This window comes from Pseudomonas izuensis, from assembly GCF_002356535.2.
Lineage (GTDB): Bacteria > Pseudomonadota > Gammaproteobacteria > Pseudomonadales > Pseudomonadaceae > Aquipseudomonas > Aquipseudomonas izuensis.
This window is the reverse complement of record NZ_AP017423.2, coordinates 1,600,490-1,618,091: the sequence shown is the minus strand read 5'-3', so window position 1 is coordinate 1,618,091 and position 17,602 is coordinate 1,600,490. Positions and strand designations below refer to the sequence as shown.

Here is a 17,602-nt window from a genome sequence, read left to right as displayed (position 1 = left end):
ATGAAACCCCACTCCACTGCAATCAACCAACGCCTGTTGCGCGGTCAGGCGCCCTCTTACGAACGTTTGCAGGCGCGCCTGGCCGAAGACGGCAGCGAACTGGGCGCGGCCCCCATCGCGGTGCATTGCGGCTGGGGCCGGTTGTTGATCGGTCACACCTTTGCCGATGCAGCCAGCCTCGCCCGGGAGCTGCTCAACGAGCAGCCCGGTGAACGCGACATTGCGTTGTACGTCGCCGCCCCCCAACAGGTGCTGGGGCTGGAGCCGACCCAGCTGTTCCTCGACCCGTCCGATACCTTGCGCCTGTGGTTCAGCGATTACCGCCAGGCCACCCGGGTGTTTCGCGGGTTTCGTATCCGTCGTGCCCAGAGCGACGCCGACTGGAGCGCGATCAATCAGCTATACCACGCACGCGGCATGTTGCCGATCGACACCACTTTGCTTACGTCGCGCCACTTGGGTGGTCCGGTGTACTGGCTGGCCGAAGACGAGGACAGCGGCGCGGTGATCGGCAGTGTCATGGGCCTCAATCATCACAAGGCCTTCAACGATCCGGAAAACGGCAGCAGCCTGTGGTGCCTGGCGGTCGATCCACACTGTTCGCGGCCAGGGGTCGGTGAAGTGCTGGTGCGGCATTTGATCGAACACTTCATGAGCCGCGGGCTGAGTTACCTCGACCTGTCCGTGCTGCATGACAACCGTCAGGCGAAGAACCTGTACGCCAAGCTCGGTTTTCGCAACCTCTCGACCTTCGCCATCAAGCGCAAGAACGGCATCAATCAATCCTTGTTTCTCGGCCCCGGCCCCGAAGCCGCCTTCAACCCGTACGCACGGATCATCGTCGAGGAAGCACACCGGCGCGGCATCGATGTGCAAGTGGATGACGCCGATGCCGGGATGTTCACCCTCAGCCATGGTGGACGCCGGGTGCGCTGCCGCGAGTCCCTCAGCGACCTGACCAGCGCTATCAGCATGACGCTGTGCCAGGACAAGAGCCTGACCCACAAAGTGCTCAAGGGTGCGGGATTGAACCTGCCCGCGCAGCAATTGGCAGGCAACGCCGATGACAACCTGGCGTTTCTCGACGAGCACCACAGGGTGGTGGTCAAGCCGCTGGACGGTGAACAGGGAGACGGCGTGGCGGTGGATTTACAGACCATCGAAGACGTCCAGCAAGCCATTGACGCTGCCCGCCGATTCGACAGTCGCGTGCTGCTGGAAAGTTTCCACGAGGGCCTCGACCTGCGGATTCTGGTGATTGGTTTTGAAGTGGTGGCCGCTGCAATTCGCCGACCGGCTGAAGTGGTGGGTGATGGTCAACACTCCATCGGCGCGCTGATCGAAGCCCAGAGTCGTCGACGACAGGCGGCCACAGGCGGCGAAAGCAAAATCCCGCTGGACCCGGAAACCCAACGCACCTTGCATGCAGCCGGCTACGACTACAGCAGCATTCTGCCGGCCGGCGAGCATCTGTTCGTCCGGCGTACGGCGAATCTGCATACCGGCGGGGTGCTGGAGGATGTCACCGCGATCCTCCACCCGACCTTGCTTGATGCCGCCGTGCGAGCGGCGCGGGCGCTGGATATTCCCATGGTCGGCCTCGACTTGTTGGTCTGCGCCGCCGATCAACCGCAGTACGTGTTTATCGAAGCCAACGAACGCGCCGGACTGGCCAACCATGAGCCGCAACCGACGGCGGAACGGTTTGTGGATTTGTTGTTTCCGCACAGTCAGTCGGTTTCCTGACATTGATGTATTGCCCATGCCATTGCCTTCGCGAGCAGGCTCGCTCCCACAGTTAACCGCGCCCCCCTGTGGGAGCGAGCCTGCTCGCGAAGACGGCTTGACGGGCAACAGAGATCTCACTTCATCGAAACCATCGATGGCCTCAACTCATCAGGAGTTTCCATGACCCGCAAAATTCCCGAACCGGACCTGGCCTACCTGCAAAAAGTCCTGCTGGAAATGCTCGCCATTCCCAGCCCCACCGGGTTCACCGATACCATCGTGCGCTATGTCGCCGAACGCCTTGAAGAGTTGGACATTGCGTTCGAGATGACCCGTCGCGGCACCATCCGCGCCACCCTCAAGGGCAAGAAAAACAGCCCCGACCGCGCCGTGTCGGCACACCTGGATACCATCGGCGCGGCCGTGCGTGCGATCAAGGACAACGGCCGCCTGACCCTCGCACCGGTCGGCTGCTGGTCCAGCCGTTTTGCCGAGGGCAGCCGGGTGAGCCTGTTCACCGACAATGGCGTGATCCGTGGCAGCGTGTTGCCGCTGATGGCGTCCGGGCACGCGTTCAACACTGCCGTGGATGAAATGCCGATCAGTTGGGACCACGTCGAATTGCGCCTGGACGCTTACTGCGCGACGCGTGCCGATTGCGATTCCCTGGGAATCAGCGTCGGTGACTTCGTGGCCTTCGATCCCTTGCCGGAGTTCACCGAAAGCGGCCATATCAGCGCCCGTCACCTCGACGACAAGGCCGGTGTCGCGGCGCTGCTGGCGGCGCTGAAAGCCATCGTCGACAGCGGCGAAGAACTGCTGATCGACTGTCACCCGCTGTTCACCATCACCGAGGAAACCGGCAGCGGCGCTGCGGCGGCGTTGCCATGGGATGTCAGCGAATTCGTCGGCATCGACATCGCACCCGTCGCACCCGGCCAGCACTCCAGCGAACACGCCGTGAGTATCGCAATGCAGGACTCCGGTGGCCCCTATGACTATCACCTGTCACGACACCTGCTGCGCCTGGCCAGCGATAACGAGTTGCCGGTACGCCGCGACCTGTTCCGCTACTACTTCAGCGACGCCCATTCGGCGGTGACGGCCGGCCACGACATCCGCACCGCCCTCCTCGCCTTCGGCTGCGATGCCACTCATGGCTACGAACGTACCCATATCGACAGCCTGGCCGCCCTCAGCCGCCTGCTCGGTGCCTACATCCTCAGCCCGCCGGTGTTCGCCAGCGATGCGCAACCGGCCAAGGGCTCGCTGGACCGGTTCAGTCATCAGCTCGAACATGACACGCAGATGGAGAGCGATACGCGGGTGCCTTCGGTGGACAGTCTGGTGGGGCAGCGATCCGATAGCTGATCCGGGATTTTTAGCGTCTGGTCTGACGCCCTCGCGAGCAGGCTCGCTCCCACAGGAGTACGCGGTTCACTGTGGGAGCGAGCCTGCTCGCGAAGGGGCCGGATCAAACGACACAAAGCCTGGAGGCTAGCGGCGTCCTCCCATTCGCCGTAGCATCCCGTCATTGTTTACCCGAGGTGCCTATGCTGATTCCCCACGACCAACTTGAAGTCGACACCCTGACCCGCCTGATCGAAGATTTCGTCACGCGCGACGGCACTGACAACGGCGATGACACGCCGCTGGAAACCCGTGTCCTGCGTGTGCGCCAGGCTTTGACCAAGGGCCAGGCATTGATCGTCTTCGACCCGGAAAGCGAGCAATGCCAGTTGATGCTCAAGCACGATGTGCCCAAGCATCTATTCGACTGATTTTTTCTTTCGGGGCTCCTTGCGCTGGATCCGCTCGTGGATCTCGGACCGGTGCACATTGACACTGCGCGGCGCCTCGACGCCGAAACGTACGGTGTTCCCGTTGACGGCCACGACACGTATGGAAATGGTGTCACCGATGGAAATCAATTCGCCTACAACGCGACTGAGTACAAGCATGGCCTTCGTCCTTCAGGGTTACCGGACCTTGAAGATGCCCGGCGCAGGACTGGCCTACAAGGCAGCGGCGGTAATCCAGACCGAACTGACAGCCGCCGGCCCACTCCCCTGACGGAAACGTCTGACAGGTCGTTGGGTTGAAGGCGTGATACGTCAGGAGGCGGAAAAGCGCGGGCCGAACAGGATGACGCTCGCTCCGATCACACACAGCGCCACACCGATCCAGTCCGAGCCCAGCGGACGGATCCGCTCGACCACCGCCAGCCAGCCAATCGAAGCAATGATGTAGATACCGCCGTAAGCGGCATAGGCGCGACCGGCGTAGGTGGCTTCGATGCGGGTCAACAACAGGGCGAACAGGGTCAGGCTGAGCAACGCCGGGAGTACCCACCAGAAACTTTTACCCTGGCGCAGCCACATCCAGAACGCGAAGCAACCGGCGATTTCAAACAACGCGGCAAGAAAAAACCACAGGTAATTGAGCATGTAACTGTCTCGCGAGGATGACCGATGGCGGCCATCCTGACGAGGCTGCGGCCTGCGGGCAAGTTCAGCCTGTGGTTTGTTTGGCCTTGGCGCGCATTTTGTCGGCCATCAGCGTCATTTCGTTGTACAGCAGTTGCGGGTTCTTCTGCTTGAGCGCCCAGGCCATGCGGCCCTGTTCGTGAGGCAGGATCATGAACTCGCCAGCGGCGACCTGACGGTAGATGTAGTCGGCGATGTCGGCAGCACTGATGGGCGAACTTTCCAGCAACTTGCCGACCTGGGCCTTCATGGCCGGGGTCGGGCCACGGAATGAATCCAGCAGGTTAGTCTGGAAGAATGACGGGCAAACCACATGCACGCCGACTTCCTGGTGCGCCAGTTCGATCAGCAGGCTTTCGGACAACGCCACCACGCCGGCCTTGGCCACGTTGTAGTTGCTCATGGCCGGGCCTTGCATCAACGCAGCCATCGACGCGATGTTGATGATCTTGCCTTTGCTCTTTTCCAGGAGCGGCAGGAAGGCCTTGCAACCCTTGACCACCCCCATCAGGTTGATCGCGATCTGCCAGTCCCAGTCTTCCAGGGACAGTTCATTGAAGAACCCGCCGGAGGCCACGCCCGCATTGTTGACGATCACATCGATGCCGCCGAGTTTCACTTCGCAAGCCTGTGCGAAGGCGGTCAGCTGGCTGTAATCGCGCACGTCGCAACGCTGGATGAAACCGTCACCGCCAGCTTCGCGCACCTGCTTCAGGGTTTCCTGCAGGCCGGGCTCGCTGACGTCGGACAAGGCCAGCTGCCAGCCTTCGCGCGCCCAGCGCAGCGCGATTTCGCGACCCAGGCCAGAGCCCGCACCAGTGATCATCATGCGATTTTGCATAGCAAACAGCCTTGTTGTTCCGGGGAAGATGCGTCGAGTGTAGCGAAGGATACCGGCCGACCCACGCTCCATCAGATTGCTGAATGGCCCGAGCAAACCCTGGACGCGTCGCCCACAACTAACGCCAGTGGAGACGAAATAGTCCATTGCTCGAAAAACATAAAAAAACTTGGAATTTTCTTCGATGCGCAACAGTCGGATTTTTTAAGCAGCTCGAATTAATTGCATTCCCGCTGACCATTAACGACTAGGTCATTCCTGAACTCTTACAGCAAGGAAATAGACATGGGCACAATTCTACTCATCATTCTGATCCTGTTACTGATCGGTGGTCTGCCGGTCTTCCCGCACTCCAGAAGTTGGGGTTATGGCCCGTCCGGTATCATCGGTGTGGTGTTGGTGGTGATACTGATCCTGTTGTTACTCGGCAAGATATGAAGAACTGACCGGCAAAAAAAAGAGGCCCTTTTGAAGGGGCCTCTTTTTATTGCGTTGCTACTTAATCCGGCTTGCCATCGACAACACCGGCGGTGTTATCCAGCAGGCTCTTGGTCGCCGTTTGCAGGAACGCTTCCAGCTTGGTTTTCATCTCGGCGGTACGCGGTGCATCCGGTATCACTTCGGCGTGCGGGTTGGCGCCCAGTTCGTACTGGTACATCTTCGGCGCCATGTCCTTGTCCTTCGGCAGCACCAGAATCTGGTCAGCCGTCACGATGGCCGTGGTCTGCTCGCTCCCCGATGGCTTGATCACGCCAAAACCGGTATCGCCTTCAGGCAGGTTCAGCAGGTCGCGGCCCCAGCACTGATGGCGCACTTCCCCGCCGATCCGGCCCATGATGGTCGGCACGATGTCGACTTGAGTACCGACGGTGTGATCCAGCTTGCCAAACTTTTCCTGGATGCCCGGTGCGATCATCAGCATCGGCACATTGAAACGACCCAGGTCCATTTCGGTGATTTGACGCTCGTTGCCAAAACCGTGGTCGCCGACAACGACAAACAGGGTTTCCTTGAAGTACGGCTCCTTGCGAGCCTGTTCGAAGAACTGACCCAGCGCCCAGTCGGCGTATCGCATGGCGGTCAAATGTTCGTTCAGGCTGCCGCGATCGGTCACGCGCTCGACCGGCAATGGCGTCGGCAAGGCGTACGGAGTGTGGTTGGACAGGGTTTGCAGCAAGGCATAGAACGGTTTCTTATCTTTGCCGTCGCGGGCTTTCAGCTCTTCCAGGCCACGGTTGAACATGTCCTGGTCGGACACGCCCCAGGTCGGATCCGAGAACACCGGGTTGACGAAGTCGTTACGCCCGATGAAGTTGGTCATGCCCTGGTTGCTGAAGAAACCCGACTGATTGTCCCAGGCGAAGTCACCGTTGTAGACGTATACGTCGTCGTATTTGCGGGCGCTGAGCAACTGCGGCAGGCCGGACAGTTTGTGGCTGCCTTCCGGGGTCTGCATCAGGTATTCAAAACCCGGCAGGTTCGGGAAGCACGCCATGGTGGCGAACATGCCCTGATGGGTATGGGTACCGTTGGAGAAGAAGCGGTCAAACAGCAGGCCTTCCTTCGCCAGTTTGTCCATGTATGGCGTGATATTACCCGGTGCGCCCAGTGCGCCCACCGAGTGACCGGCCATGCTTTCCATCAGGATCACAACGACGTTCTTGATCGGCAGGGTCTTGTCGGCCGGTGGCGTGTAGTCGCGACGCACCGCGGCGGTCTCGCCATCCACCAGTTTGTCGTCTTTCATCAGCAGCATGTCACGCACGGTCTGCTGCGCCATCGGTTGTGGCAACGTGGCTTTCCAGATGTTGTCGCGATCCTGGGACATCCGGTCCTTCGCCGCCGCCGCCAGGGAAAGCGTGCCGTTGAGGCCCAACTGGTTGGCAAAGTTGGAATCGGTGGTGTAGGCGTCCCCCCAACGCATTGGCGGGCCTTGACGCAAGGTGCCACGGGCCGCGACCACGCAGATCAGCAGGCAAACCGCGAACACCATGATGCGTACATACCAGGGAGCGACCTGGCGTGTGCTGATGCTGCCGCCACTGAAGGGGCCACGGGGACGGGTGGCACGGTCGGCGCCCTTGAATGCCAGGCTGAGGATCCAGGTGCCGACGGCCCAGGCCAGCAGGTAGCGGACCACAGGGAAACCGTACCAGAGCATGCTCATCACGGTTTTCGGGTCTTCCTTCACATACTGGAAGACCAGGCCGTTCAGGCGCTGGTGGAATTCACGGTAGAAGTCCATCTCCATCAGGCCCAGGAACAGCGCGATGCTGGAGGCCACCGTCAGCCAAAAACGGAAGAACCCGCGCGCCGCCATGGCCCGCGCGCTGAACAGCGCCAGCAGTAACGGAACGCTCAGGTACACCACCAGACGCAGGTCGAAACGCAGGCCGTTGGCAAACGCTTCGACAAAGGTCGAGGCCGGTGTGTTGAGGATCATTTCGCGGTTGTAGACCAGCAGCGCGAGGCGCAGCGCGGAAAACATCACCATCATGACCAGCGCGCACAACAACGTGTAGGCCAGATGCGATTTGACGGTCGGTTGCAGCAGGCGACTAGAAGCTCGCTGCTGATTCAGGGCGTCCGGAATTGCCATGTCGTTTTAGGACCCATTGGAAGTTGAAGTTTCAAAAATTCAGCTGCGCCCTGCCCTCTGTTGGCCACTACTTGGCCCCGGGGTTTGCGCGGTGCGCAAATGGTGCACGATCGATCGCGGCATTGCCATTGATTACTGACAGGTCATGCCGGCGCGCGCGAATTGTCTTGGAGCCTTTGTGAAAATTTTGTGCAACGCATATCTGGAAACACAATAAAGGCTTTGATGGGGTGTTGGATTACAGGGGGGCGTGCGGCCACTTCATACCTGTGGGAGCGAGCCTGCTCGCGAAAAACGCCCGAACAACGCGATCATTCAGACCGCGCGCGTTATCGTTGACGTCCATCGCGAGCAGGCTCGCTCCTACAGAGGGCAAATCGATATCGCACTTATTTCTCAGCGCGAGCCTTGAGGTTTTTCAAGGTATCGAACGGCGCATCGACCACGAATTTATTAGCAACCATCGACGGCACGCTGCCGCCCGGCTCGGTGTGTACCTGATAGGTCACTTCAACCTGATCGCCCTTGGGAACGAACTTCCAAAAGCCGTCGACCTTGGCAACCCGCACAAAGCCTTTTTCTTCAGGGAGGTACTTGGGCACGCCTTCGAGCTTGCGGGTCAGGCTGCCGTCGGCGCCTTCGATGGTGGTGACATGCAGCACCGAATCGCGCGGGGTGACCGGCCATGGTGTATTGAATTGGGTGTAGGTCCAGCTCTGATCGCCTTCGTGCTTGAGCAACTTCTGGGTTTTGCACTCGTGAATCCAGGCACAGGCGCCAGCCGCGTCTTCCTGCAATGCGCGCAGTTTGGCCACGGTGGTTTTCATCAGGGTGACACCCTGATAAGCCTTGTAATCGGAACCGGCCACTTCACTCAGGGACACCTTGATGCCGTCTTCGTTTTTAGCGACTTTCCAGTCTTCGGCCTGGGCGAACGAAGTGGCCAATACAGCCGACAACCCACACAGAACAGCCATACGATGCAGCGAACCCATAGTCTTATTCCTTATTGTTGAAGTTCCGTTCGTTGACACATCACGCGGCGGTCATCTGCTCCCACCAGCCCAGTAGCCGGATCGCTTCTTCACTACTGCTCCCGCACACCTCGGGATCAGCTTCAAAGGCCGAGCACACCGCCGGACGCTCCGGTTGACCGAAAATATTGCACAGATTCTCGGCAGACAGTTGCAGGCAACGTTCCCCGGCGGCTTTGCCGTTGGGCATACCGGGAATGGGTGAACTGATGGATGGGGCAATACAACAGGCGCCACAGCCTTCACGGCATTTCATGACGACGAGCTCCTCGCGACGGGCAATGTGTAAACGGACGGGGCACAGAGTAACCGCTAAAACAGTTGTTTTAAATTACCGGGCCGCGGGTTTTTCCACGCAAAGGGGTGTGACCGGGCAGTCTCCGACAAAGCGTCTACCCGGCGGGTTACGAACTGTCTGGATTTACCGCTTGAATTCGAATTCCAACGCTGCGCCTTCGACTTCACGGCGCTCTTCGTTGCGCATTTGCAACTGCATTTCGTTGCTGATCAAGCGACCGTTGAGCTGGAACTGACTGCTCTTGTCACCGAACATTTGCGGCAACACCGGTTCGCGCTTGGGTAATGGCACGGTGCCGATCGGTTTCAACTCATCGACCATGTCCTTGGGCAGGCTCAAATCAAGGTCGGCGGGAGGGAGTTGGGTCTTCACCACTTCACTGGCCGGTTTCGACTTGGAGACGATCGGTGGGCGTTTTTTTTCCGCAGCCGCTTTCTTTTTGACCGGTGCAGTTTTCTGGATGGGCGTATTTTTCTTTGAAGGTGTGTTTGCCGCCGGCTTCTCCTGATCGGAAGCGGCCATAACGGATACCGGCTGAGCGCTGACTAACAGACAGATCAACAACCAGGCGGCAGTAAAAATCGGTTTCATGGATCCAACGGCGCACATCGCGCAAACGACAGAGGGGCCATATGCTCGCCTGTTGCAGACGCCATGACAAGCACGGGCAGCAATAACCCGCCCGCCCGATCAAAAGCCGCCGGCCATCTCCTGGCAGAGTTGAGTGGCCAGCATGCCCAAGGTCATCAATGCGCGTTCGGCTTCCCGATTCCAGGGAATGCCACAGTTCAGTCGAATACAGTGATTGAACTGCTCGGTGTTACTGAAAATCAGCCCCGGCGCAATACTGATGCCCTGCTGCAACGCACGCACGTGCAGCTCCTGGGTATTGACTCGCCCCGGCAGGCTCACCCACAAAATGAAACCGCCGGTCGGCCGCGTCATTTGCGTGCCTTCCGGGAAATACTGCTGCACTGCCAATTGGAAGGCACTGAGGTTCTTGCGGTATTCCTGACGGATATAACGCAAATGCCGGTCGTAACCGCCATTCTCCAGATAAGCGGCAATGCCCATCTGCGTGACGCTGCAGGCCGAATGGGTGCTGAAGGTCTGCAAGCGCTGAATTTCCTGTTGATACTTGCCGGCAATCATCCAGCCGATCCGCACACCGGGCGACAGGGTTTTGGAGAAGCTCGAGCAATAGATCACCCGATCCAGCCGGTCGTAGGCCTTGAGCGCCTTGGTGCGCCCCTGCTCGAACATCAGTTCGCCGTAGATGTCGTCCTCGACCACCTGAATGTCGAAATCCGATGCCAGGCGCAACAATTGTTTCTGCCGCTCTTCGGGCATGGTGCCGCCCAACGGATTGCTCAGGCGCGTGGTCAGCACCAGCGCCTTGATCGACCATTGGTTGGCGGCCAGTTGCAGGGCTTCGAGGCTCATGCCGGTGGAGGGATCGCTGGGGATCTCGATGACCTTGAGCCCCAGCAGATCCGCCAGTTGCAACAAACCGTAGTAGGTCGGCGATTCGGCAGCGATGAGATCGCCCGGCCGGGTCAGCACTCGCAAGGACATTTGCAAGGCATCGACGCAGCCGTGGGTGATCACCACTTCCGACGGGTCGACCACCACCCCGGCATCGCGCATGCGGATGGCCACTTGTCGGCGCAGCGGCTCGAAACCGGGGCTGAACATGTAGCTGAATGCACGGGGACTATGGAAACGGGTGACCTTGGCCAGTTGCTGATGCAGCGCCCGTACCGGCAGATAGTCGACGCTCGGCACCGCGGCGCCCAACGGGAACACACCTTCGCGGCGGGATTCGACCAGTACCTGCTGGATGATGCTGCTGCGGGTGACCAGGCCTGGACGCTCGACCCGGGCAATGTCCGGCGTCGGTGCGGTCAGGGCCGGCGTCTGGTGCACGTAATAACCCGACTGCGGCCGGGCACGGATCAACCCCTGGTCTTCGAGGTTGGCATAGGCCTGTAACACGGTGGCATGGCTGACATTGAGCTGCGAGCTCATCTTGCGTACCGAAGGCACGCGCTCTCCAGGTTGATACACACCGCGGCGGATGTCTTCAGCCAGTTGCTGAGCAATACGTTGGTAGAGCAAGAGATTGGTCATGACGCAGCACTCGATTTCACAGGCATTTTATTCTTGTAGGAAACGATACCGGAACAGTTTAGAAGTGTACGGGGACAGTTGCCACAATAGTCGACCGTACAGTGCAGTGTCAGCAAAATCTGTACTGCTTTTATCGGAAAGCTCGACTGTTTGGCAGGCACAAAAAAACCCGGCACTGACTGGCAGGCCGGGCTTGTAGGAGCCGGCTTGCTGGCGATGGCATCACTTCGGCTCCTCTGAAACACCGCGGTGATGTGATCGCCAGCAAGCCGGCTCCTACAGAGATTGAGGTTTCAATGGGAAGCCGTTATCAGCGGGCGGCGCCGAGCTGGCCTTTTTCGTCGGAGAACACAATTTCCACCCGACGGTTCTGTGCACGCCCCCGCTCGGAAGCGTTGGCGTCCACCGGGTACTCATCGCCATAACCTTCGACCTGAATACGCTTGTCTTCGATACCCAGGTCCATCAGCACATCCGCCACCGATTGCGCACGGTCACGGGACAGCTTGAGGTTTTCCTGCTTGCCGCCAGTACTGTCGGCATAACCTTCGATGCGCACCACGCGCTTGGGGTTGAGCTGCAGGAACTGCACAATCTTCAACACCACACGGTTGGCCGAGTTATTTAGCTCCGCCTCTCCGGTGTCGAACAGCACATCACCCAGGGTCATCACCAGGCCCCGATCGGTCTGGGTGGTGGCCAGCGCCACAATCTGTTCTTCGAGCCATTTCCCCTGCTGCTGTACGTTGACCAGCTTGGATTCGCGCAAGGCCAGTTGCAGGCGTTGACGCTCCAGTTCCAGCTTCGCGGCGCGCTCTTCGTTGAGCACCTGATTGGTGTGCTCGCGGGCGATTTCGCTGTAGCGTTGACTCAGGTAGGCGTAATGCGCGACATCCGAACCGCTGCCCCAATAGCTGGATAACCGGTCGGCGCGCGCCAGGGACTCACCGGCGCGAATCACATCCTTGGGCGCGATTCGCAATACGTTGGCATCTTCCTTGACCTTCTGGAAGTCAGCACCAGCCTGCTGCAACACCGCCTCGCTGTGCTGACCGGCGCAGCCGTAAAGACTCGCGCAACCTGCCAGGATAAAACCGCCGAACATCTTGGACCCGAGGCTCATTGGGTATCCCCCAATTGCTTGCGCAGGCGGGTGATGCGGGTATTGAGTACGTTCAACTGCTCCTCGCTCTTGAGGGTCAGGACCCGAGCCTCGGCCAGGCGCGCGTCAAGCTCGGCCTGCTCGGAGCGCATGCGCGCATTTTTGTAGGATTGATCGGCCATGCTGCCCTTGGCGCGATTGTACTTGTCTTCGGCCAGTTTCATTTCCGGCACTTCATCGGCCGTGGCGCCAACGGCCTTGGCCTGTTCGAGTGCCTGTGCGGTCAGGCGCATTTGTTCATTCGGCGCCGGATCGGCTGCACAACCCGCCAGAGCCAGAACGGCCAGGGCAGCGAAAAGAGGTCGAATACTCACTAAAAATCCCTACTGTTTTGGGGTACTGACAGATTGTTTCTGCTGCGCGTTCCAACGCTCGATATTGCGCTGCAGCACGGCCTCGGTCAGTCCGGACGCGGGCAATTCTGTCATCTTTTTGGCCAACTGTCCGCGCAACCACGGATCGTTGCAGGCCGAGTTATGGGAAACCGCCAGATACAGTCCCGGTTTGTCGACCGGTTGCGCGCGGGCGATCAGGTCGTTGGCCATGCCAAGTGTCTGCGCCATTGCCATGCCGGAATAGCGCCCGGCCAGGACGAATTCCACCTCACTGAGCAGCAACTTCTGAAAGGCCTCAGTCAAGTTGGGTGTACGGACAAGGTTCAGGTGCTGCTCGGCGTAAGTACCAAATGCAGAGGTCAATCGAGATTTTTCCGACAACGCGCCGGTATGACCGTGCAGGTCCTGCACGTCGTTGTAGACCAGCGGCGAATCCTTGCGGGTCCAGACCAGATAATCGTTTTCCAGCAAAGGTGGATGGATGTAGTCCAGAGACTCCAGCTCGCCGACCGTCAACGGTGCATCGGCCAACATGTCCATGCGACCACTGCGCACTTCATCCAGAGCCTGGGAGCGTTTGCCGGCGTAAAGCAGTTCAACCTTGATGCCCAACTCTTGCGCCACTTGCTGCAACAGATCGGCACTGGCGCCAATCAGGTGCCTGGGGTTCTGCGGGTCTTGCCACAGGTAGGGTGGCGCATCCGGGCTGCCGGTGACCACCAGGCGCTCGCATTTGCCGGCCGCATTCGACAATACCGGCAACATTGTCAAACTCAGCAGCAATGACCAGCCACACATTCGACGCGGGTCCATGGCATTACGCTCCACTCAAACCTGGTTAGATCTCCCCCTGTAGGAGCCGGCTTGACGGCGATGGCGTGATTGAGATCGCCATCGCCAGCAAGCCGGCTCCTACAGAAAGGGCAAAAAAAAGCCCGACCAAAAGGTCGGGCTCTTTATAAGTGAAGCAGCCGGATTAGACCAGCTTCTCCAGCTCAGGGATGGCTTCGAACAGGTCCGCCACCAGGCCGTAATCGGCCACCTGGAAGATCGGCGCTTCTTCGTCCTTGTTGATCGCTACGATCACTTTGGAGTCTTTCATGCCGGCCAGGTGCTGGATCGCGCCGGAGATACCGACCGCGATGTACAGCTGAGGAGCAACGATCTTGCCGGTCTGACCGACCTGCATGTCGTTGGGTACGAAACCTGCGTCGACCGCGGCGCGGGAAGCACCGACGGCAGCGCCCAGCTTGTCGGCCAGGGCGTACAGGTGTTTGAAGTTGTCGCCGTTCTGCATGCCGCGGCCGCCGGAAACGACGATCTTGGCAGCGGTCAGTTCCGGACGATCGGACTTGGCCAGCTCTTCGCCGACGAAGCTGGAGATTGCAGCATCGTGAGCAGCAGCAACGGATTCAACCGAAGCCGAACCACCTTCAGCAGCTACCGGGTCGAAACCGGTGGCACGCACGGTGATCACCTTGACCGCAGCGTTCGACTGAACGGTAGCGATGGCGTTACCGGCGTAGATCGGACGCTTGAAAGTGTCAGCGCTTTCGACCGAGATGATCTCGGAGATCTGGTCAACGTCCAGTGCAGCGGCAACGCGCGGCAGGATGTTTTTGCCGTTGGAAGTGGCGGCAGCCAGGATGTGGCTGTAACCCTTGCCCAGCTCGGCAACCAATGGCGCAACGTTTTCCGGCAGCTGATGCGCGTAAGCAGCATTATCAGCGTTCAGGACTTTGCTCACGCCCGCGATTTTCGCTGCCGCTTCAGCCACGGCGCCAGCGCCCTGACCTGCAACCAGCACGTGGATGTCGCCGCCGATTTTGGCAGCGGCAGCAACGGTGTTCAGCGTGGCCGGGGCCAGCACTTTGTTGTCGTGTTCAGCAATAACCAAGATAGTCATTTAGATTACCTTCGCTTCGTTTTTCAGTTTCTCGACCAGTTCAGCCACCGACTTGACCTTGATACCCGCGCTGCGTGCAGCAGGCGCTTCGACTTTCACGGTCTTGTTGGTGGAGGCGGTGGAAACGCCCAAAGCGTCCGGAGTCAGCACTTCGAGAGGCTTCTTCTTGGCTTTCATGATGTTTGGCAGGGACGCGTAGCGCGGCTCGTTCAAACGCAGGTCGGTGGTGACGATGGCTGGCAGTTTCAGGGAAACGGTCTGCGCGCCGCCGTCGATTTCACGGGTGACAGCCACGCTGTCGCCGCTGATTTCGACTTTGGAGGCGAATGTGCCCTGACCATAGCCGCTCAATGCAGCGAGCATCTGGCCAGTCTGGTTGTTGTCGCTGTCGATGGCTTGTTTGCCAAGGATCACCAGCTGAGGCTGTTCCTTGTCGACAACAGCTTTCAACAGCTTGGCAACGGCCAGGGAAGTCAGATCTTCGGCGGATTCGACGAGGATGGCGCGGTCGGCACCCAGAGCCAGCGCGGTGCGCAGTTGCTCTTGAGCGGTGGACGGGCCGACGGAGACGACGACGATTTCAGTCGCAACGCCTTTCTCTTTCAGACGTACGGCTTCTTCCACTGCGATTTCGCAGAACGGGTTCATCGACATCTTGACGTTGGCAAGATCGACGCCGGAATTGTCCGCCTTGACGCGGACCTTGACGTTGTAATCCACAACGCGTTTGACAGCTACAAGAACCTTCATGGATTCCTCGTTACTCTCCGGTGAAAAGAAAGTCGCCTAGGCGAACCTGGCGGTTGATGCTCATGGGGCGCAAGGGCACCTCTAAAAACGCCGGCATTCGTGTCAAGTGACCATCGCTCACGATGTTCATGACCGTTCGTCAGTGGTGACCGACGAGTCATTCAATATCGCGGCGTGTAAACTGCGCGCAAACCCAAATGGCGCGTCACCTTGTACTGCCATCGCCCTGTCTTTAGAGGTGCTCTTGAAACCAACAGTCAGCCTACGGCGAGCGCAAAACCGCCCGTATCTTGACCGGAACACCTATTCCGGTCAATACGGCAAAATAGCCGTTCATAACCCGCGTGACTTTGATTTCTCTGGCTTTGCGGCAATTCAAACAAACGTTTGTATTGGACGCTAGGAGTGGTGTAGATATAATGCGCCACCCAGAGAGAAAGGTGGTTCATCGATTGTCCTCTTCCCGCATTGTGCAGGGATTCATGGATGCGACACCAAACTTCCAATTAGAAAAAAAACTGTTGAGCCTTGAGTAGGAGATAACCTGTGGAACGCGAATACATGGAATTCGACGTGGTCATCGTCGGTGCCGGCCCCGCTGGTCTTTCCGCCGCCTGCCGATTGAAGCAGAAGGCCGCCGAAGCCGGTAAGGAAATCAGCGTCTGCGTGGTTGAAAAAGGCTCCGAAGTCGGTGCTCACATCCTGTCCGGTGCGGTGTTCGAGCCTCGGGCCCTGAACGAATTGTTCCCGAACTGGAAAGAACTCGGCGCACCGCTGAACACGCCGGTCACCCGCGATGACATTTTCGTGCTGAAAAACGCCGAAAGCGCGCAAAAAGTTCCAGACTTCTTTGTGCCCAAGACCATGCACAACGAAGGCAACTACATCATCTCCCTGGGCAACCTGTGCCGCTGGCTGGCCCAGCAGGCCGAGAACCTGGGCGTGGAAATCTACCCGGGCTTCGCCGCCCAGGAAGCGCTGTTCGACGAAAATGGTGTGGTCCGCGGGATCATCACCGGTGATCTGGGCGTTGATCGCGAAGGTCATCCGAAGGAAGGCCTGTACACCCCGGGTATGGAACTGCGTGGCAAGTACACGCTGTTCGCCGAAGGTTGCCGTGGCCACATCGGCAAGCAACTGATCAAGCGCTTCAACCTCGACAGCGATGCCGACGCCCAGCATTACGGCATCGGCCTGAAAGAAATCTGGGAAGTTGACCCGGCCAAACACCAGCCAGGCCTGGTGGTACATACCGCCGGCTGGCCGATGGACATCATGGGCACCGAGAACACCGGCGGCTCGTTCCTCTATCACCTGGAAAACAACCAGGTCGTCGTCGGCCTGATCGTCGACCTGTCCTACAGCAACACCTTCCTGTCGCCGTTCGACGAGTTCCAGCGCCTCAAGCACCACCCGGTGCTCAAGCAGTACCTCGAAGGCGGCAAGCGCATCAGCTATGGCGCCCGCGCCATCTGCAAGGGCGGCCTGAACTCGCTGCCGAAAATGGTGTTCAAGGGCGGCGCGCTGATCGGCTGCGACCTCGGCACCCTGAACTTCGCCAAGATCAAAGGCAGCCATACCGCGATGAAGTCCGGCATGCTCGCTGCCGAGTCCGTGGCTGACGCGCTGTTCGCCGACCTGGACGGCACTGCAGAACTGACCACCTACGTGGACGCGTTCAAGAAGAGCTGGCTCTACGACGAACTGTTCGCCAGCCGTAACTTCGGCCCGGCGATCCACAAGTTCGGCGCCATCATCGGCGGTGGTTTCAACTGGCTGGACCAGAACATCTTCGGCGGCAAACTGCCGTTCACCCTGCACGACACCAAGCCAGATTACGCTTGCCTGAAACTGGCGGCCGACTGCAAGAAGATCGACTACCCGAAACCGGACGGCAAGATCAGCTTCGACAAATTGAGCTCGGTGTTCATCTCCGGTACCAACCACGAAGAAGAGCAGCCGTGCCACCTGAAGCTGGCTGATGCGAGCATCCCGATCACCAAGAACCTGCCGCTGTACGACGAACCTGCCCAGCGCTACTGCCCGGCCGGCGTGTATGAAGTGGTGACCAAGGAAGACGGCGAGAAACGCTTCCAGATCAACGCCCAGAACTGTGTTCACTGCAAGACCTGCGACATCAAGGATCCTGCGCAGAACATCACCTGGGTCACCCCGGAAGGTGCCGGCGGCCCGACTTACCCGAACATGTAAGCCGAACGCCACAACAAAGAATGCCCCGACTTGTCGGGGCATTTTTTTGCCAACGTGAACCTGTAGGAGCCGGCTTTCCTGCGAAGAGGCCTGCACATCCAACATCGACCTCGCCGGACACA

Annotated in this window: 18 protein-coding genes; 5 read left to right on the top strand and 13 right to left on the bottom strand. The window is 59.3% G+C overall.

The annotated features are described in order from the left end of the window. From ngg to LAB08_RS07345, 3 genes are all read left to right on the top strand, one after another. The gene (gene ngg / locus LAB08_RS07355) at positions 1 to 1,746 is read left to right on the top strand and encodes an N-acetylglutaminylglutamine synthetase (protein ID WP_096512839.1); all 1,746 of its coding nucleotides are present in this window, start codon (positions 1 to 3) and stop codon (positions 1,744 to 1,746) included. A gap of 162 nt (positions 1,747 to 1,908) precedes the next feature. Then, complete coding sequence (locus LAB08_RS07350; protein ID WP_096512840.1) at positions 1,909 to 3,099, top strand: osmoprotectant NAGGN system M42 family peptidase; 1,191 nt, start codon at positions 1,909 to 1,911, stop codon at positions 3,097 to 3,099. 182 nt (positions 3,100 to 3,281) lie between these two features. Beyond that, positions 3,282 to 3,509: a YheU family protein gene (locus LAB08_RS07345; protein ID WP_003199186.1), complete on the top strand. Its 228-nt coding sequence runs from the start codon at positions 3,282 to 3,284 to the stop codon at positions 3,507 to 3,509. On the opposite strand, the gene csrA is transcribed toward LAB08_RS07345, so the two are convergent. The 3 genes from csrA to LAB08_RS07330 form a co-directional block, all read right to left on the bottom strand. Then, positions 3,498 to 3,689, bottom strand: a complete 192-nt coding sequence (gene csrA, locus LAB08_RS07340) for a carbon storage regulator CsrA (RefSeq protein WP_096512841.1) — start codon at positions 3,687 to 3,689, stop codon at positions 3,498 to 3,500. The two genes, LAB08_RS07345 and csrA, sit on opposite strands and share 12 nt — an antisense overlap. Before the next feature lie 153 nt (positions 3,690 to 3,842). Further along, positions 3,843 to 4,175 carry a YnfA family protein gene (locus LAB08_RS07335; protein WP_096512842.1) on the bottom strand — a complete coding sequence of 111 codons (333 nt, stop codon included), beginning with the start codon at positions 4,173 to 4,175 and terminating at the stop codon, positions 3,843 to 3,845. A 64-nt stretch (positions 4,176 to 4,239) separates the two neighbouring features. Continuing rightward, positions 4,240 to 5,055, bottom strand: coding sequence for an SDR family oxidoreductase (locus LAB08_RS07330; RefSeq protein ID WP_096512843.1), 816 nt, complete (start codon positions 5,053 to 5,055; stop codon positions 4,240 to 4,242). A 279-nt stretch (positions 5,056 to 5,334) separates the two neighbouring features. On the opposite strand from LAB08_RS07330, the gene LAB08_RS07325 reads away from it, so the two are divergent. Continuing rightward, the gene (locus tag LAB08_RS07325) at positions 5,335 to 5,493 is read left to right on the top strand and encodes a DUF3309 family protein (protein WP_170948722.1); all 159 of its coding nucleotides are present in this window, start codon (positions 5,335 to 5,337) and stop codon (positions 5,491 to 5,493) included. Positions 5,494 to 5,554: 61 nt separating this feature from the next. On the opposite strand, the gene LAB08_RS07320 is transcribed toward LAB08_RS07325, so the two are convergent. The 10 genes from LAB08_RS07320 to LAB08_RS07275 all read right to left on the bottom strand — a co-directional run bounded on the left by LAB08_RS07320 (position 5,555) and on the right by LAB08_RS07275 (position 15,269). Beyond that, on the bottom strand, positions 5,555 to 7,654 hold the full coding sequence (locus LAB08_RS07320; protein ID WP_096512844.1) for an LTA synthase family protein: 2,100 nt from the start codon (positions 7,652 to 7,654) through the stop codon (positions 5,555 to 5,557). Between the two features lie 389 nt (positions 7,655 to 8,043). Further along, the gene (locus tag LAB08_RS07315; RefSeq protein ID WP_096512845.1) at positions 8,044 to 8,649 is read right to left on the bottom strand and encodes an START domain-containing protein; all 606 of its coding nucleotides are present in this window, start codon (positions 8,647 to 8,649) and stop codon (positions 8,044 to 8,046) included. Between the two features lie 40 nt (positions 8,650 to 8,689). After that, positions 8,690 to 8,944, bottom strand: a complete 255-nt coding sequence (locus tag LAB08_RS07310; protein ID WP_096512846.1) for a YkgJ family cysteine cluster protein — start codon at positions 8,942 to 8,944, stop codon at positions 8,690 to 8,692. Between the two features lie 165 nt (positions 8,945 to 9,109). Next, positions 9,110 to 9,577, bottom strand: coding sequence for a translation initiation factor 2 (locus LAB08_RS07305; protein WP_121103753.1), 468 nt, complete (start codon positions 9,575 to 9,577; stop codon positions 9,110 to 9,112). A 99-nt stretch (positions 9,578 to 9,676) separates the two neighbouring features. Further along, a complete protein-coding gene (locus tag LAB08_RS07300) occupies positions 9,677 to 11,116 on the bottom strand; it encodes an aminotransferase-like domain-containing protein (RefSeq protein WP_096512847.1) in 1,440 nt (479 codons plus the stop codon). A 310-nt stretch (positions 11,117 to 11,426) separates the two neighbouring features. Further along, the gene (locus LAB08_RS07295; RefSeq protein WP_096512848.1) at positions 11,427 to 12,239 is read right to left on the bottom strand and encodes an OmpA family protein; all 813 of its coding nucleotides are present in this window, start codon (positions 12,237 to 12,239) and stop codon (positions 11,427 to 11,429) included. Further along, positions 12,236 to 12,592, bottom strand: coding sequence for a DUF4398 domain-containing protein (locus tag LAB08_RS07290; RefSeq protein ID WP_096512849.1), 357 nt, complete (start codon positions 12,590 to 12,592; stop codon positions 12,236 to 12,238). The genes LAB08_RS07295 and LAB08_RS07290 overlap by 4 nt, the downstream gene beginning before the upstream one ends. A 9-nt stretch (positions 12,593 to 12,601) precedes the next feature. After that, entirely contained in the window at positions 12,602 to 13,426 is an 825-nt protein-coding gene (locus LAB08_RS07285; RefSeq protein WP_096512850.1) for a substrate-binding periplasmic protein, read from the bottom strand. Positions 13,427 to 13,589: 163 nt separating this feature from the next. After that, positions 13,590 to 14,519 carry an electron transfer flavoprotein subunit alpha/FixB family protein gene (locus LAB08_RS07280; RefSeq protein WP_096512851.1) on the bottom strand — a complete coding sequence of 310 codons (930 nt, stop codon included), beginning with the start codon at positions 14,517 to 14,519 and terminating at the stop codon, positions 13,590 to 13,592. Beyond that, positions 14,520 to 15,269, bottom strand: a complete 750-nt coding sequence (locus LAB08_RS07275; protein WP_007987229.1) for an electron transfer flavoprotein subunit beta/FixA family protein — start codon at positions 15,267 to 15,269, stop codon at positions 14,520 to 14,522. It lies immediately after the preceding gene. A 546-nt stretch (positions 15,270 to 15,815) separates the two neighbouring features. Between LAB08_RS07275 and LAB08_RS07270 the strand changes: the two genes are divergently transcribed. Next, positions 15,816 to 17,480, top strand: coding sequence for an electron transfer flavoprotein-ubiquinone oxidoreductase (locus LAB08_RS07270; protein ID WP_096512852.1), 1,665 nt, complete (start codon positions 15,816 to 15,818; stop codon positions 17,478 to 17,480). The last annotated feature ends 122 nt before the right edge of the window (positions 17,481 to 17,602 follow it).

Coding starts and splice junctions, on each gene's coding strand:
- ngg (WP_096512839.1), top strand. CDS start 1: ATGAAACCCCACTCCACTGCAATCAACCAACGCCTGTTGCGCGGTCAG.
- LAB08_RS07350 (WP_096512840.1), top strand. CDS start 1,909: ATGACCCGCAAAATTCCCGAACCGGACCTGGCCTACCTGCAAAAAGTC.
- LAB08_RS07345 (WP_003199186.1), top strand. CDS start 3,282: ATGCTGATTCCCCACGACCAACTTGAAGTCGACACCCTGACCCGCCTG.
- csrA (WP_096512841.1), bottom strand. CDS start 3,689: ATGCTTGTACTCAGTCGCGTTGTAGGCGAATTGATTTCCATCGGTGAC.
- LAB08_RS07335 (WP_096512842.1), bottom strand. CDS start 4,175: ATGCTCAATTACCTGTGGTTTTTTCTTGCCGCGTTGTTTGAAATCGCC.
- LAB08_RS07330 (WP_096512843.1), bottom strand. CDS start 5,055: ATGCAAAATCGCATGATGATCACTGGTGCGGGCTCTGGCCTGGGTCGC.
- LAB08_RS07320 (WP_096512844.1), bottom strand. CDS start 7,654: ATGGCAATTCCGGACGCCCTGAATCAGCAGCGAGCTTCTAGTCGCCTG.
- LAB08_RS07315 (WP_096512845.1), bottom strand. CDS start 8,649: ATGGGTTCGCTGCATCGTATGGCTGTTCTGTGTGGGTTGTCGGCTGTA.
- LAB08_RS07310 (WP_096512846.1), bottom strand. CDS start 8,944: ATGAAATGCCGTGAAGGCTGTGGCGCCTGTTGTATTGCCCCATCCATC.
- LAB08_RS07305 (WP_121103753.1), bottom strand. CDS start 9,577: ATGAAACCGATTTTTACTGCCGCCTGGTTGTTGATCTGTCTGTTAGTC.
- LAB08_RS07300 (WP_096512847.1), bottom strand. CDS start 11,116: ATGACCAATCTCTTGCTCTACCAACGTATTGCTCAGCAACTGGCTGAA.
- LAB08_RS07295 (WP_096512848.1), bottom strand. CDS start 12,239: ATGAGCCTCGGGTCCAAGATGTTCGGCGGTTTTATCCTGGCAGGTTGC.
- LAB08_RS07285 (WP_096512850.1), bottom strand. CDS start 13,426: ATGGACCCGCGTCGAATGTGTGGCTGGTCATTGCTGCTGAGTTTGACA.
- LAB08_RS07280 (WP_096512851.1), bottom strand. CDS start 14,519: ATGACTATCTTGGTTATTGCTGAACACGACAACAAAGTGCTGGCCCCG.
- LAB08_RS07275 (WP_007987229.1), bottom strand. CDS start 15,269: ATGAAGGTTCTTGTAGCTGTCAAACGCGTTGTGGATTACAACGTCAAG.